The 15,618-nt window shown below is 45.6% G+C and carries 12 protein-coding genes; 9 read left to right on the top strand and 3 right to left on the bottom strand.

The annotated features are described in order from the left end of the window. Nucleotides 1-91 precede the first annotated feature (91 nt). The 9 genes from Q0110_RS04655 (at nt 92) to Q0110_RS04615 (ending at nt 13,230) form a co-directional block, all read left to right on the top strand. Entirely contained in the window at nt 92-3,154 is a 3,063-nt protein-coding gene (locus Q0110_RS04655; RefSeq protein WP_297903296.1) for a SusC/RagA family TonB-linked outer membrane protein, read from the top strand. Nucleotides 3,155-3,168: 14 nt separating this feature from the next. After that, nucleotides 3,169-4,875, top strand: a complete 1,707-nt coding sequence (locus Q0110_RS04650) for a RagB/SusD family nutrient uptake outer membrane protein (protein ID WP_297903293.1) — start codon at nt 3,169-3,171, stop codon at nt 4,873-4,875. Nucleotides 4,876-4,958: 83 nt separating this feature from the next. Next, complete coding sequence (locus tag Q0110_RS04645) at nt 4,959-6,740, top strand: DUF6057 family protein (protein WP_297903290.1); 1,782 nt, start codon at nt 4,959-4,961, stop codon at nt 6,738-6,740. Next, nucleotides 6,737-8,209 (top strand): hypothetical protein, encoded by a 1,473-nt coding sequence (locus Q0110_RS04640; RefSeq protein WP_297903287.1) that lies wholly within the window; start codon nt 6,737-6,739, stop codon nt 8,207-8,209. The genes Q0110_RS04645 and Q0110_RS04640 overlap by 4 nt, the downstream gene beginning before the upstream one ends. Before the next feature lie 63 nt (nt 8,210-8,272). Then, on the top strand, nt 8,273-9,199 hold the full coding sequence (locus Q0110_RS04635) for a Mur ligase family protein (RefSeq protein WP_297903284.1): 927 nt from the start codon (nt 8,273-8,275) through the stop codon (nt 9,197-9,199). After that, entirely contained in the window at nt 9,196-9,744 is a 549-nt protein-coding gene (locus Q0110_RS04630; protein ID WP_297903281.1) for a DUF4924 family protein, read from the top strand. The genes Q0110_RS04635 and Q0110_RS04630 overlap by 4 nt, the downstream gene beginning before the upstream one ends. Nucleotides 9,745-9,757: 13 nt before the next feature. After that, nucleotides 9,758-10,639, top strand: coding sequence for a dTDP-4-dehydrorhamnose reductase (rfbD, locus tag Q0110_RS04625; protein WP_297903278.1), 882 nt, complete (start codon nt 9,758-9,760; stop codon nt 10,637-10,639). A gap of 1 nt (nt 10,640) precedes the next feature. Continuing rightward, entirely contained in the window at nt 10,641-12,221 is a 1,581-nt protein-coding gene (locus tag Q0110_RS04620; protein WP_297903275.1) for a peptide chain release factor 3, read from the top strand. Nucleotide 12,222: 1 nt separating this feature from the next. Further along, a complete protein-coding gene (locus Q0110_RS04615; RefSeq protein WP_297903272.1) occupies nt 12,223-13,230 on the top strand; it encodes an FAD:protein FMN transferase in 1,008 nt (335 codons plus the stop codon). Between the two features lie 89 nt (nt 13,231-13,319). On the opposite strand, the gene Q0110_RS04610 is transcribed toward Q0110_RS04615, so the two are convergent. Genes Q0110_RS04610 through rsmI form a run of 3 tightly spaced genes read right to left on the bottom strand, consistent with a single transcriptional unit; the run spans nt 13,320 to nt 15,609 of the window. Then, nucleotides 13,320-14,012, bottom strand: coding sequence for a YjjG family noncanonical pyrimidine nucleotidase (locus Q0110_RS04610; RefSeq protein ID WP_297903269.1), 693 nt, complete (start codon nt 14,010-14,012; stop codon nt 13,320-13,322). Then, complete coding sequence (locus Q0110_RS04605; RefSeq protein WP_297903266.1) at nt 14,012-14,884, bottom strand: hypothetical protein; 873 nt, start codon at nt 14,882-14,884, stop codon at nt 14,012-14,014. The genes Q0110_RS04610 and Q0110_RS04605 overlap by 1 nt, the downstream gene beginning before the upstream one ends. Before the next feature lie 20 nt (nt 14,885-14,904). Beyond that, nucleotides 14,905-15,609: a 16S rRNA (cytidine(1402)-2'-O)-methyltransferase gene (gene rsmI, locus Q0110_RS04600; protein ID WP_297903263.1), complete on the bottom strand. Its 705-nt coding sequence runs from the start codon at nt 15,607-15,609 to the stop codon at nt 14,905-14,907. Between the last annotated feature and the right edge of the window lie 9 nt (nt 15,610-15,618).

Raw genomic sequence — 15,618 nt, 5'->3', positions numbered from 1 at the left:
TATAGACAATGATCATTAGGGAGTGATCATGAAGTTTGATATACGTTTTAATTGTTAATCTCTAAATAATTAATTACCATTTAAAAAGACGATGGAGAAATGTTGTAAGAAGAACAAGCAAATGCAATTTGGCTTGTTTAAGCCAAGTGCGGCGTTACTTACCACGGGATTGCTATTTATGGCCTCAGCGCATATGCAGGCCTCGGTAGAACTGACTTCCAGCTATGGGCCGAAAGTAGAATCCGTTACCCAGAAAGGTAAGACAATCACGGTTAAGGTTTCAGATGCGATGGGTGAGCTGATTGGTGCTAATGTTGTCGTGAAAGGTACGACCATTGGTAACGTGACGGACATGAACGGTTCGGTCACACTGCAAGATGTGCCCGCAAACGCTATCTTGGAGATCTCTTATATCGGTTATGTGACCAAGGAGATCCCGGTGAACAATCAAAGTGTTATCAGTGTCTCTTTGGCGGAGGATTCACAGAAGTTGGATGAGGTTGTAGTGGTAGGATACGGTACCATGGAAAAGAAACAGGTAACCAGCTCCGTCACTTCATTGTCCGCCGGCGACATGATGAAGGGTGTAGGTGGTTCCGATATCACCGCCTCTCTGCAAGGAAAGATCAGTGGCTTGATTTTGCAGAATAACGGAAGCGCTAACGCAGAGACTACGATTCAGTTACGTGGATTGACCTCAATCAACTCCGGTAAACAGCCGTTGATCGTTGTTGACGGTTTCCCTGGTGGTGATATACGTGCCTTGAATCAAGATGATATTAAGTCTATCGATGTATTGAAAGATGCTTCCGCTGGTGCTATTTACGGTACACGGGCAGCTTCGGGCGTGATCTTGATTACGACGAAGAGTGGGTCTAATACGAATGGAAAAGTGAAATTGAATTATAGTACCGAGTTATCCAAGAAACAGAATTATGGTAAGCCGGACATGATGTCTGCTGATGAGTATCGTCAACGTACGGACGTAAATATTACAGATTATGGACAGGATGCCGATTGGTGGGATGCTTTGTTGCAAAAAGACAACTTCTCGCAGAAACATCACCTTTCTTTGGAGTTAGGTACGGAGAATGCGCAAGTATATACTTCATTTTTCTATGAGACTAACGAGGGTATCACGATCAAGGATAACCGCCGGGATTATGGTGGTCGCTTGAACGCCAATTTCAAATTGTTCGATGGCTGGTTGGAGATTCGTCCTATCGTGGATTATCGCCAGACTTCCCGTACATCCGACGCTAAGGATGAGGATAAGAAGGCTAACTTTAAACAAGCCTTGTATAATAATCCGACTCGCTCACCTTTTGACCCGGATAGTGATAGCGGCTATAATGTATGGACCGGTGAGACACTGGATTATAATATTGTTGCTGATCGTATGCTGACCGACTACGAGGGTCTGGATAAATGGTTTAAGCCGGAAGTAACCATGAAATTGAATATCAAGCCGATTGAGGGGTTGAGTTATACGCAGACTTTAGGATATGAGAACCGTCAATGGGAATTACATCAATTCCGTTCTCGTTACCATAGAGATGAGGTGACAAACAACCGTACGGGTTGGGCTCAACTACACTTTGAAAAGACCGAGCACCTGACATCTGAGGGTTATTTCTCTTATGTTAAGGAATTTAAGGGAGGCCATAGCTTGAATGCGGTTGCAGGTTACTCATTCTTTGAGAAGAACGGTGAGAAATTCAATGCGGATAACTATAATTTCCAAGTGGAAGGCGTGAAGTATTGGGATATAGGTAAGGGATCTTACCTGACGGATGGTAAAGCTGCGATGTCTTCCTCTAAAAATATAACGGAACGCTTGTTTGCGTTATATGCACGTGCTAATTATTCTTATAATGATAAGTATATGGTGACGGCTACCTTGCGTCATGAAGGATCTTCCAAGTTCGCCGCCGATAATCGTTGGGGTAATTTCTGGGCGTTGTCTGGAGGATGGCGCATCTCGAACGAGAATTTCTTGAAAGATGTATCATGGATTGATGACTTGAAGGTACGTTTCGGTTATGGTGTAACCGGTAACAATGATTTCGACGCCTCTTATATGGCGAATACCTTGAGTTCCGACGCTTACTGGATGTTGCCGAATGGAAACTGGGCTTATACCTATGGGCCTACTTCCAACGTGAACCCTTATTTGGGATGGGAAGAGAAGAAAGAATGGAATATCGGTTTGGATTACACCTTCTTTGGAAATCGGTTGTATGGTAAGTTCGATTATTATCGTCGTAAGATCGATGGTATGATCTATGAGGTAAACGTTCCTCAACCACCTTATCCCAATGGAAAACAATGGCAGAATATTGGCGAGATGGAAAGTAAAGGTTGGGAGTTTGAGGTTGGAGGTGATGTTATCCGTTCGAAGGATTTCACATGGACTTCAAACTTGAACATGAGTCATAACTCCGGAAAGATATTGTCTATGTGGGGCGATGGTACCTACATGAATGGTAATGCCTTTGACGAACCAGGTTGGCCGGGCGATGCCTCCCGTATACAGGACAATGCCGAGATCGGAGCTTTCTATATCTGGAAATTCGCGGGTTTTGATGAGGAAGGTGATTTCTTACTTTATAATAAAGACGGAGAGGTAATTCCTGCGGCAGAGAAAACCGATAATGATAAGCAATATATCGGTAATTATCTTCCGAAAGTGATGCTTGGATGGAACAATACATTCACATATAAGAATTTCGACTTAGGAATTAATATGCGTAGCTGGATTGGTTTCGATGTGTATAATACCTATCCGATGTATTTGGGTATTCAAGGGCAGAGTGGCGCTGGTCAGTGGAATCTGTGGAAACCGGCTGTCAACGATGAGAAATATAACAAGATACGCGGTGTGAAACAACTGTGCGATTACTTTTTGGAAGGTGGCTCTTTCTTGAAGATCGATGCGATAACATTGGGTTATACATTATCGCTGAGTAAATATACGAAGTGGGCAGATCGATTGCGTGTATACGGAACGGTAGGTAATGTGGCGACTATTACGGGTTATAGCGGATATAATCCGGAAGTAGATGTTACCGGCTGGCAAGGTGGTGTGGATAAAGTATGGAATTGCGACCCGATTGTTCGTACATATACTTTAGGTATTCAGGTATCATTCTAAAAAATCTATGCAAAATGAAAAATAACAAGATAACAAATTGGTTATTGGCAGGTGTTTCCTGTTTATTACTCGGTACGTCTTGTGATGTTGATCCGACATTCTACTCGCAAGTCGTTCCTGAAACTTATTATACAAACTCTGACGCTGTCTGGTCTCGTTTCAACCGTCCGTTTACTCATTGGCGTTGGTGGGTGGCTCACAATGATAGCCGTATCAGGCTTCAAGAATTAGGAACGGACGCAATGTGTGTACCGACCCGTGGTAATGACTGGTTTGATGGTGCGGTTTACCAAAATTTACACCATCATCATTATACGGATGATATGAACCCGACAAAAGATGGCTGGGATTTAACTACCATGGGCGTGGCTCAGGCTTGGAGCGCTTTAGAGGATTTGACAGATGTGGATTTTGAGGCTGTGGGACTGACAGAGGAAGATCGGACATCAATGATTAATCAGTTGAACGTGTTGGCTGCTTCTTTCTATTTGGATGGCTTGGATATGTTTGGTGGCATGCCATTATATACCTCGACAAAAGAAGATGTAAAAGGACGTTCTACCGATTTGGAGACTTTTAATTTCATTGATTCGTTGTTGAACGTGGCAATGCCGAACCTGCCTGTAAAGACTACTTTGGGTGAAGCTGAGACGAATATTATCCATCAAGCGGTTGCCGCGGCTTTGAAAGTACGCTTGTACTTCAATGCGGAATCTTATATCGGCGAACCTATGTATGAAGAGACTGCTAAGCTCTGTCAAGATATTATTGATGGTAAATATGGGCAATATGCGTTAGCGGATCATTTCACGGAGATCTTCGGTTGGGGAAATGAGACTTGCCCGGAGATTATTTGGACTGTTCCTAGCGAGAATGCGAAAGGTGAGACGGATGGTGGTCTGACTGCTTTCACTTTGCCTTACAATTTCAAGGATTTCTTGGGAGGTTTGCAGGATGCCGGTGGTAACAACGGTTTATGTTTGAATCCGAGCCGTGATCCGGAAGGAAATCTTTATAAATTCAACGTTGGTAACCCTTATGAGAGTTTCAATGATAAGGATATCCGTAAGCAGGAATATGTATATGAAGGTGCAAGGAAGTATCGTGGAATGTTTATTGTAGGTGAGCTTCAAAATCCGGATTTCCCGGATTATAAATGCTTGGGTGCTCGTGAATATGCCGGGAAGGTACTAAATGTAGTAGATCAGATCGGTCACTTGAGTCAGATCGGTCTTACTTATGCCAGCGCTAAAGATGTTCCCTCTACGATCGCTGACGCTGAGGAAAACTCCGGTGTCCGTGTGATTAAGTTCAGTCCGCTACCGAATCAAGATGAATATAAAGAAAGATTTAACCCTGATTGTCCGTTTGTCCGTCTTACCGAGATCTATTATACATTGGCCGAGTGTAAGATGCGCTTAGGAGATAAGCAAGGTGCTGCCGATATTATCAATTCGATCCGTAAACGGAACTTTGAAGGGGGCAATGATCCGGACCCTGTGACGGTTGCCAATCTGGATAAATACCGTATGTTGAAAGAATGGCTGCAAGAGTTCTTGCGCGAAGGCCGCCGCCGTACCGATCTGATCCGTTGGAACGCTTATGTTACGGAAGACTGGTGGGATCATAAAGCAACGAATGATACGAAGTATAATCGTTATCCGATCCACTATTCGAACTTGAGCGCGAATCCGTTGCTGGAGCAAAACCCGGGATATTAATTTTGACAAGTTATAAACTGGAAGGCAAGACAGGGAATGTGATACGTACGTTCTCTGTCTTGTTCTGTTAGATGGATTGATTTATGAATTGGAAGCAAGCTCTTTTCTGGTCTTTTGGGGCTGCCGCTATCTTTTATTACTTCCTTCTTTTCGGCGTGTTTTTGTTTGTCCGTCAGGAGGAGATGCAATTGTTTGTCCCGGAGTGGTGGTATATCCGGGAATTTTTTCCCCGGCCGGGTGGATTTTGCGCGGTTGCGGGGCAATGGATCATCCAATATTATCGGCAACCTATGTTGGCGATTACTATTCTAACGGCGATGTTGGTAGGTTGTGGATTTATGATTTATCGGCTGCTGCGTTGTTTCTCAGACAAAGGATACCTGTTATTCCTGTCTTTGCCGCCTGTTTTGTATTTGGTTAAAATGAGTATCCACGGTGAATACTTGGTAGACGGAACGGTTGGAATATTTTTGATGCTTTTAACCTTGCTTTTTGCGTTCAGTACCCAACATAAGCATCCCATGAGTATAGCCGGGTATGGAATTATCTCGACATTTGTTTTAACCTGGTTGGCCGGGCTTCTTTCGGTTTGTTATGCCGTTTTGTATACGCTGTTCGCCTTGTTCGCGTATAAAACATCGCGGGAGAAATGGGCCGCTGCTACTTGCTTGTTGCCGGTGCTCTTTATCTGTTTGTTCAGTGGGAGGTTAAACATTCCTGTTCCATTGTACGAAGGATGGATGCCGGAAGAATACTTGGAGATTCAGCGACTGCCGGATTATTATATATATCATGTATGGATTCTCTTTACGCTATTGGTTGCCGGCGTTGGTTTGCTCGCTTTTGGCTTGCTGGTAATCAGTAAGGAACACCGGTGGTTGGATCGGGGGATATTCGTTTTTTGCCTGATAACGATGCTTGTATCCTTACGATTCTGTTTGCCGGAACCTTGGCATGCGCAACGTATGATGCTCGACGAGCTTTCCTTTTTGGCACGCGAGAGGCAGTGGGATGCCATAATCAATAAGTATCGGGGTAAATCGATCCATAATTATGCCAGTCTGAACTACTTAAACATGGCTTTGGCACAAAAGGGGGAACTGGCGGATCGAATGTTCGCATTTGACCAAAAAGGAGTTAAGAGCCTGCGTGCGGATTGGAATCAAACCTTTTATATGGATCGCTTATTGAGTGATATCCATTTTCTCGTTGGCGATCTGGCTTTATCGGAAAGTTTCGCGATGGACGGGTTCACGCAAGCTAAACGTAAAGGAAGCGCTCGTATGATGCAACGCCTCGTGCAAATAAGCCTGATCAAGGGAGAGGTGGAACTGGCCCGTAAATACTTGGGTCTGCTAGCCGCTATGCCCTTCTATAGAGACTGGGCGAAACGATACGCCGTTTACCTGATCCATCCGGAGCGAATGGATGAAGATCCGGAGTTGAGCGGTAAAAATATACCGGGGGAGGAGAAAGATCTGCTTTCCTTGTCCGTACCGGCCGATTCTTTATGGAACGGATACAATCTTCCGGAAAACCGGATCGGTTGGGAATACCGGGGATGTTATTATTTGTTGGATAAGAGACTGGATGCGTTCGGGCGATTCTTGGAAGAGACACCTTCCGGGGAAGGAGAATCGATACCACGGCATTTTCAAGAGGCCGGGTTGTTGTTGGCAGACAAGGATAGCGTGTCGCTTCCCGCTTATCCTGTACAGCCGGAAGTCGCGGCCCGATACCGGGAGTTCAAGCAAGTCTTGAAGCGATCTGCCGGTCAACTGGATATGCCTTCGATTTATCGGCGGTTTGGGGATACCTATTGGTTTTATTATTATTTCAAGATATTTAAAGGAGAAGAGCGATGAAACGGTTGTTTGTCTATTGGATGATTATAGGTTGTCTTTTGGAACTCTCGGCCTGTAGGCCGGAGATACCCTCACTGGCTGAACCGGGGGAGACAGATCTGTTTCCGGATTACAGGGAAGTTACCGTGCCGGTAAATATCGCCCCGCCCAATTTCAAATTAGTCGATCAACAACTACAGGGGATAACTCGGTTGAAAACTATCAATAAGGAGTTGATAATTGCGGCCGATAATGGAATTTTCGATCTGCCGGAATCGGATTGGAAGGAATTGTCGCATGATGCGCAAGGAAAGCAGATTGATGTGACAGTTTATTTCCGGGAAAATGAAAGTCATTGGAAACGAATGGATTTCCCGATCTATGTATCGGCAGATTCCGTGGATGCTTATTTGGCGTACCGCCGTATATTCCCCGGATATCGGATGTGGAATGAGATGGGGATTTATCAACGATGTGTTGAAAACTATGTTGAAAAGTCTGTTCTGGATAATCAATCGACAAATAACAGTTGTATGAACTGCCATGCCTTTTGTGAGCGACAAGGAGAACAAATGCTTTTTCACCAACGGGGAGCGCACGATGGAACCTACCTGATCGATCACCGGCAGGTAAAGAAGATAACGTTGGAACGAGATGGCAAGCCGTCTTCGTTCGTTTATCCCTATTGGCATCCTTCCGGCCGGTATGTCGCGTTCTCTACTAACGAGACCCATCAAGACTTCCACCTATCCGATAAGAACCGGATTGAGGTGTATGACGTGGAGTCGGACGTGTTGATCTATGACACGGAAAAGGAAAGGGTTTTTAGTTCGCCCTTATTGGCTTCCAAGGCGTGTTACGAGACATTTCCCGCTTTTACCCCGGATGGCGACTATCTGTTGTTTTGCTCGGCGGATTCGGTCCGCATGCCGGAAGATTACCGGGAGGTACGGTATAACCTGCTACGTATCGCCTTTGATCCGGAAAACGGTTCGCTCGGGACCCAAGTGGATACCTTGTATAACGCGAGGGAAACGGGGCGAAGTGCCAAGTTCCCGAGAGTTTCCCCAGATGGAAAACGACTGCTTTATACGGTGTCCGATTATGGCAACTTCTCTATTTGGCATAAGGACGCGGACTTATATATGCTGGACTTATCTACCGGTGCGGTCGATTCTTTGCCGGGGGTGAATAGCCCCGATGTGGAAAGTTATCATTCTTGGAGTAGCGATAGCCGCTGGTTCGTCTTTTCCAGCCGGCGGGAAGACGGGCTTTTCACACGTCCGTATTTAGTACACGTGGACGAGGCGGGGAAATGCGGTAAACCCTTCTTGCTGCCACAAGCTTCTCCGGATTATTACGAACGCTCCCTATTTTCCTTTAATGTCCCGGAATTCATACAGACTTCGGTGGAAATCTCGAAGGAAAGGTTGGTCGGGGCCTCGCAGAAAGGAGAAACTATGGCTATTAAACATATCGAAGGCATCTAATTTTTCGCGTCTTTGTGCCGAAGGTATCTATAAAAGTCGTACTTTTGCGCTAAAATCAAAACGATGCGAAAAGTTCATTTGATCTCCGTAACCGAACCTTTGGTTTTAGATCTAGCCCTGGCACTTCGAGAAAAAGGATATGAGGTAAGCGCTTCCGGTTGTGGTCTGACTGAAGAGATGATAGGAAGACTTCATAACGCAGGCTGCACCTGTTATGGGGATGGGTGGTTTCCGGAGAAGTTAATAAAAGATATCCACTCGGTGGTTTTGGGTGCTAAAGTAAAGCAAGATAACCCGGAATTATTGCGTGCGAAGGAATTGGGGGTGTTGATCCAATCCATTCCGGAATTTATATTCCAGCGGACCCGGTCCAAGACTCGGGTTGTTGTGGCGGGTAGCCGTGGAAAGAAGACAATCATTTCCATGATGGTTTGTGCGTTGCGTCGGCAAAAACTGGCGTTTGACTATGCGCTGACCAGCGAGGTGGACTTGCTTCCGAACCGGGTACATTTGAGTTATGAGGCGCGTATCGCTTTGATCGAAGGGGATGAGCATATCACTTCTGCCTTAGACAGGCGTTTCCAGTTGGAATTCTATCGTCCGCATATCGCTATCCTGACGAATCTGTCTTGGTCTACCGAGACGGATCACGAGACCCCGGAAGCTTATTTATCTACTTATCAATCTTTCTCTACCTCTATCGAGCGGGAAGGGAAATTGATTTATTTCGGGGGAGACTCTACCGTGAACCAACTGGCGCAAGAGGTGCGGTGCGATATCACCGCTATTCCTTATGAGCAACATCCGGTCGTGGAGAAGGATGGGCAGACTTTTCTGCATACCCGTTACGGAGATTATCCGGTGCGGATACCCAATCGCTATTTCTTGATCAATCTGAACGCGGCACGTTTGGCTTGCCGGCAGTTGGGCGTTAAAGACGCGGATTTTTATCAGGCGTTATCGGAATATAGCTTATCTTTGCCGATATGATAGTAGCTAGGCTAAAAAGAAAAGAGAATATCGCTGAATATCTGCTTTATATGTGGCAGGTTGAAGACTTGATCCGGGCGAACAAGTTCGATATGGATTCGATCAATCGCACGGTGATCGCTCATTACGATCAGCCCGAGGAGGTGAAGAAGGAAATCGCCCGATGGTACGAGGAGCTGATCGAGATGATGCGTAGCGAGGGGGTGATGGAGAAAGGCCATATCCAATTAAATAAGAATGTGATTATCTCCCTGACCGATTTGCATCTTCGCCTTTTGAAATCTCCGAAAGAGATGGTTTATGGCGCGGCTTATTATAAGACGCTTCCTTATATCGTACAGCTCCGGGCTAAATCGGGTGGCGAGGATTTGCCGGAGTTGGAGACTTGTTTTGCCGCCCTATATGGCTACTTGCTTTTGCGTATGCAAGGTAAAGAGGTGAGCGCGGAGACATTGGAGGGTATTAAACAAATCAGTTCCTTCTTGGCGTTGCTCGCCGAGAAATATCGGGAGGATATGAATGGGGAACTTAAACTGGAGGATTAATAATATAAATAAAATGAAGACTGTCTTGGTAACCGGAGCGAACGGCCAGTTAGGAAATTCTATCCGCGCTCGTATCGGCCAGTATCCCGGCTATAATTTCCTTTTTACGGATGTGGATACGTTGGATATTTGCGACAAGGAGGCTGTCCGGAAATATGTCCTGGAAAATGATGTTCGATATATCATGAATTGCGCCGCTTATACGGCGGTGGATAAAGCGGAGGAAAATGAGGAGTTGTGTATGCGTATCAACCGGGATGCGGTGCGTAACTTGGGTGAGGCCGCTTGTGCCGTGGGCGCTAAGGTGATTCATGTGTCTACCGATTATGTGTTCGATGGAACGAGCTGCCGTCCGTATCAGGAAGGCGACGCTACTTGCCCTGTTTCCGTATACGGACGTACGAAGCTGGCGGGAGAACAAGCCTTGATGGAGGTATGTCCGGATTCCGTGATCATCCGCACGGCATGGTTGTATTCCGAGTATGGGAACAATTTCATGAAGACGGTGCTGCGTTTAGGAAAAGAGCGGGATGAGCTACGTTTTATATTCGACCAGGTAGGCACGCCTACTTATGCCGGTGATTTGGCAGTAGCGATGCTTACCGTGCTGGAACGTGCCGGGGAAGGTAAATTTGTGCCGGGTATCTATCATTTCTCGGACGAGGGGGTTTGTAGCTGGTATGATTTTACGGTAAAGATCTTGCGGCTCGCGGATATGAGTAACCGGGTGATACCTATAGAGACCAAGGATTATCCGACACCGGCCAGCCGGCCTCATTATAGCGTATTGAATAAAGGAAAGATAAAAAGCACTTATGGGCTGACGATTCCCCATTGGGAGACCAGCTTGGCCCATTGTATGAATGGTGTAACAGATAATATAGATAGAAAGTAGAATGAGCCAGTATTCAGAAGAGATTGAGAGAAGAAGAACGTTTGCTATAATCAGCCACCCGGATGCCGGTAAGACTACGCTTACCGAGAAATTATTGTTATTTGGAGGCGCTATCCATGTCGCGGGAGCGGTGAAGTCTAATAAGATCAAGAAGACTGCCACGTCCGACTGGATGGAGATCGAGAAGCAACGCGGTATCTCCGTAGCTACCTCCGTGATGGCTTTTGATTATTCCGGCCATAAGATTAACATCTTGGATACGCCGGGTCACCAGGATTTTGCCGAGGATACGTTTCGTACCTTGACGGCGGTCGATAGCGTTATTATCGTGATCGATATCGCTAAGGGAGTCGAGGCGCAGACTCGTAAATTGATGGAGGTTTGCCGCATGCGTAAGACTCCGGTGATCGTGTTTGTCAACAAGATGGACCGTGATGGTAAAGATCCTTTTGATTTGCTGGATGAGATAGAGGAAGAATTACATATAAAGGTACGCCCGTTGAGCTGGCCGATCGATATAGGACAGCGTTTCCGTGGCGTGTACAATATTTTTGAGCAGAAACTGAACCTATATACCCCGAGCAAGCAATATGTGACGGAAAATGTGGAGTTCAAGGATATCAATAGCCCGGATCTCGAAACTTATATCGATCCCGAGCAAGCCGCTAAGCTTCGTGAGGATATCGAGTTGATAGAGGGGGTTTATCCTGAATTCGATGTGAATACTTACCTGGGTGGCGATATCGCTCCTGTATTCTTTGGTTCGGCGTTGAATAATTTCGGTGTAAAGGAGTTGTTGGATTGCTTTATCCGTATCGCTCCTTCGCCGCGCCCGATCCAGGCGGTAGAGCGTGTGGTAGACCCGAACGAGGATAATTTCACCGGTTTTGTTTTCAAGATCCATGCGAATATGGACCCGAACCATCGTAGCTGTATCGCTTTCGTGAAGATTTGCTCCGGGCGTTTCGAGCGTAACGCGAACTATAAACATGTACGTTTCGGTAAGATGATGCGTTTCAGTAGCCCGACCGCTTTCATGGCCCAGAAAAAAGAGGTGGTGGATGAGGCGTTTGCCGGGGATATAATCGGTTTGCCGGATACGGGGAATTTTAAGATCGGGGATACGTTGACTTCCGGAGAGGAGCTACATTTCAAGGGACTTCCGAGCTTCTCGCCCGAAATGTTCAAATATATAGAGAACGCCGATCCGATGAAGGCAAAGCAGTTGAACAAAGGTATCGAGCAATTGATGGACGAGGGAGTTGCCCAGTTGTTTATCAATCAATTCAATGGCCGGAAGATTATCGGTACGGTAGGTCAATTGCAGTTTGAGGTCATTCAATATCGCCTGTTGCATGAGTATGCGGCCCAATGTAAATGGGAGCCGGTCAGTTTATACAAGGCTTGCTGGATAGAGAGCGATAATTTACAAGCCTTGGAGAATTTCAAGAAACGTAAGGCGCAGTATATGGCATTGGATAAGGAAGGACGTGATGTCTACTTGGCGGATTCTGGCTATGTATTGATGATGGCCCAACAAGATTTCCCGGATATTAAGTTTCATTTTACATCAGAGTTCTAATATGAAAAGTCGGTTTTCTATTCTTTGTTTGCTTGTTAATATCTTGTTGATAAGTTGTAAACAGGCTCCTCAGTATTATGAGGTTTCCGGAAGGCTTCATACACCTTATCATATTAAGTTTGAGCATACTAAACCATTGGATAAGGAAATCGATGAACAGTTGAAATATTTCTACCGGTTGTTCAATGCATTTGATTCCACCTCGGTGATCAGCCAGGTAAACCGGAACTGTGACGTACGGGTGGATACGCTTTTCCAGAAAGTCTTTAATAAGGCGTTGGAAGTATCTGCCTTGACGAATGGGGCTTACGATGTGACTTGCGCTCCCTTGATCAATCTTTGGGGGTTTGGCTTCAGCCGGAAAGATAGCGTGACTCCTGCCCATATCGATAGTGTCGGCCAATTTATAGGCTTTCGGAAAGTTCGTTTAGAAGGAGACCGTATCGTGAAGGACGATCCTCGTTTGACCATGAACTTTTCTTCTTTGGCAGATGGTACGGTTTGTGATATGATCGCCCAGAGGTTGGAAAAGGAAGGGGTCCGGAATTACTTGGTGGAGTTTGGCGGCGAGATGCGTGTGAAAGGGGTGAATCCGTCGGGTATGGCTTGGCGTTTGGGCATCACGAAACCTACGGACGATGCGACCGGCTTGAATCAGGAGCTTGAGCAGATCGTTAGTTTCCCGGAACCCTTGGGTATGGCTACGTCTGGCAATTATCGTAATTTTTATATTAAAGATGGGCGTAAGTACGCTCATACGATCGATCCTCGTGAAGGTTGCCCTGTACAGCGGGATATCCTTAGCGCTACGATCGTAGCTCCTGATGCCATGACCGCTGACGCATATGCTACCGCATTTATGGTTTTAGGTTCGGATGAGGCTAAATCCTTATGTGCCGGAGTTCCCGGTCTTGAGTATTTTATTATTTGCTCCGATTCGACAGGAAGCGGATACCATACGGAATACTCCGAAGGATTCCGTCCCTATTTGGTGGACAATAAAAAGTGACGATTTTATTATTATATGTAGTAAGACAGGCATCTTTATAATACCCTGTTGCAAACGTCTTATGATAAGCGTTTGGAAATGGATCGGGATTATAGGATCGCCTTGATTTCTTCCAGGGAGCGAACAGTGTAGGTGGGTGTGAAACCCTCGGCGGGTAATCCTTCCGGATTCAGCCATATCTGGTCGATCTTGGATCGATAGGCTCCGATGATATCTGCCTCCCAGCTATCCCCGATCATTAGGCTTTCAGACCGGCGTGAGTTCGTGTTTTTTAAGGCGAAGTCGAAAATACCTTTATGGGGCTTTTGTATATTAGCGTCTTCAGACAGGATCATTCGCTCGAAATAAGGGGCCAAGCCTGCGTTACTAAGTTTCTTGAATTGTACTTCCCGGAATCCGTTGGATAGAATAAACAACCGGTAAGACGGGCGAAGGTGTTCCAACAGTTCGATAGCTCCGGGCACTAAACGGGTTTTGGTGGTAGTACGTTGCAGAAAATCATCGTTTATCGATAAAACGGTTTTCTTGTCTTCTATTCCTAATGGGCGAAGTACGTAGAGGAACCGGTCTAAGATCAAGGTCTGCCGGTCTATTTCCCCCGAACGGTATTTGGCCCATAGATCTAAGTTATGAGGCATATAAATATTAAAGAAAGCCTCGAAGGAGGCATAATACCGATTAAAATGGTAATCGGTATATAGCTCTTCAAGGCATTCTTTATTGTTATGGTACGTATCCCAAAGGGTATCGTCCAAATCGATAAATATACTTTTATAAATCATTATCCAACTTCGATCACTAAATATTTACCTAGGCTCCAGAAAGCTTTTTCGTCATTGATCTTCAAGCTCAAGTTGCCATCTTCATCCTCTATGAACTCATAAGACCCTTCCGGATGATTGGATTTCAGTTTTGCCTTGCCTGCGAACAAAGGGATTTCCTTTACCTCACGGATATCGATGGAGATGAAATAATCCTTGTTGAAACCACTCTGCAATACTTTAGACTTGGAGAACAATCCGCCACCGGATAAAATCTTCTGCTCTTTCAATTCCTTGGAAGTTCCGAAGCAGTAATAAGCCGTATGAAGGGCTTTGTCCTGAGCGTTCAGTTTCTCGGATTGCGCGGCTGCGGTAGTGGCTAGATTTTCCACGTCCTCATTCAAGGAAGTTACCATCTCGTCTAATTCTTGGATACGCACGTTCTTTTTCGCCAAGTCCTCTTGCAAGGCGACAATCATCGTTGCCTTTTGATCCAGTTCGGAAGAAAGGCGATCGATCGTCTTACGTAGCGCGGCGGATTGGATGCCGCTTTTCTTCAATTTTTCCTCCAACTGGCTGATTTGTTCTTTGTTCTTCTTCAAGGTCTCGCTGATCAATTGCATGTTTTGCTTGATTTGATCCCTGCGTGACAAGTTTAACTCACCCCCGGTTTGTTGTTGGATTGTCAAATAATTCTCGGCATCACGTATAGATTGAAAATTAGATTCAATATCATTTAGGGTGGAGAGCATATCATTAAGTTCCTCCGTGTTTTTCGTATTCTCGATACGCAGAGAATCATTCTCAGCCTTTAATTTCTTGTAATCCGCTGAATTTTGGCCGCAAGAGGCCAGCATGGCTGTGCAGACACATACTAATAATACTTTCTTCATTTTCTTTTTTGCTTGTTAAGTTAAACATCTTTTTCTGTCTCTTTTTCTTTTTTATCTTTTAAGCCTGCTAATACAATAACAATCTCACCTCTAGGTTCGTTCACGGTAAAATGCCGGATTATTTCTTCTAAGGAACCTCGTACGGTCTCCTCGTGTATTTTGGAGATCTCCCTAGATACTGATACCTGGCGGTCCGTTCCGAAAAACTCGGCGAATTGCGTCAATGTCTTGACCAAACGGAAAGGTGATTCATAAAAAATAATAGTCCGGTATTCCGATGCTAGTTCTTTCAACCGGGTCTGTCTTCCTTTCTTTTGGGGAAGGAACCCCTCGAAGCAGAATTTCTCGTTCGGTAATCCGGATGCGACCAAAGCGGGCACGAAAGCTGTAGCTCCGGGCAGGCACTCTACGTCTACCCCTTGGCGAACACATTCCCTTACCAGCATGAATCCCGGATCGGAGATGGCCGGCGTACCGGCATCGGAGACAAGGGCGATGTTCTCGCCTCCCTTGATACGGGCGGCGATTTGCTCCACCGTCTTATGCTCGTTGAATTTGTGGTGGGATTGCATCTTGTTCTGTATCTCGAAATGCTTCAGCAATATGCCGGTCGTACGGGTATCTTCCGCTAAAATAAGATCAGCTTCTTTTAGAATACGGATCGCCCGGAACGTCATATCTTCCAAGTTGCCGACAGGAGTTGGGACTACAGTCAATTTTGCCATATCATACTA

The sequence above is a fragment of the uncultured Parabacteroides sp. genome (assembly GCF_947855115.1).
In the GTDB taxonomy this organism is placed as follows: Bacteria; Bacteroidota; Bacteroidia; order Bacteroidales; family Tannerellaceae; genus Parabacteroides.
This window is presented reverse-complemented; position numbering and strand designations above follow the sequence as displayed.

What these genes read in the sequence shown, in the direction of transcription:
- Q0110_RS04655 (WP_297903296.1), top strand. Translation starts at nt 92, where the DNA reads ATGGAGAAATGTTGTAAGAAGAACAAGCAAATGCAATTTGGCTTGTTT.
- Q0110_RS04650 (WP_297903293.1), top strand. Translation starts at nt 3,169, where the DNA reads ATGAAAAATAACAAGATAACAAATTGGTTATTGGCAGGTGTTTCCTGT.
- Q0110_RS04620 (WP_297903275.1), top strand. Translation starts at nt 10,641, where the DNA reads ATGAGCCAGTATTCAGAAGAGATTGAGAGAAGAAGAACGTTTGCTATA.
- rsmI (WP_297903263.1), bottom strand. Translation starts at nt 15,609, where the DNA reads ATGGCAAAATTGACTGTAGTCCCAACTCCTGTCGGCAACTTGGAAGAT.
- rfbD (WP_297903278.1), top strand. Translation starts at nt 9,758, where the DNA reads ATGAAGACTGTCTTGGTAACCGGAGCGAACGGCCAGTTAGGAAATTCT.
- Q0110_RS04635 (WP_297903284.1), top strand. Translation starts at nt 8,273, where the DNA reads ATGCGAAAAGTTCATTTGATCTCCGTAACCGAACCTTTGGTTTTAGAT.
- Q0110_RS04610 (WP_297903269.1), bottom strand. Translation starts at nt 14,012, where the DNA reads ATGATTTATAAAAGTATATTTATCGATTTGGACGATACCCTTTGGGAT.
- Q0110_RS04605 (WP_297903266.1), bottom strand. Translation starts at nt 14,884, where the DNA reads ATGAAGAAAGTATTATTAGTATGTGTCTGCACAGCCATGCTGGCCTCT.
- Q0110_RS04640 (WP_297903287.1), top strand. Translation starts at nt 6,737, where the DNA reads ATGAAACGGTTGTTTGTCTATTGGATGATTATAGGTTGTCTTTTGGAA.
- Q0110_RS04630 (WP_297903281.1), top strand. Translation starts at nt 9,196, where the DNA reads ATGATAGTAGCTAGGCTAAAAAGAAAAGAGAATATCGCTGAATATCTG.
- Q0110_RS04615 (WP_297903272.1), top strand. Translation starts at nt 12,223, where the DNA reads ATGAAAAGTCGGTTTTCTATTCTTTGTTTGCTTGTTAATATCTTGTTG.
- Q0110_RS04645 (WP_297903290.1), top strand. Translation starts at nt 4,959, where the DNA reads ATGAATTGGAAGCAAGCTCTTTTCTGGTCTTTTGGGGCTGCCGCTATC.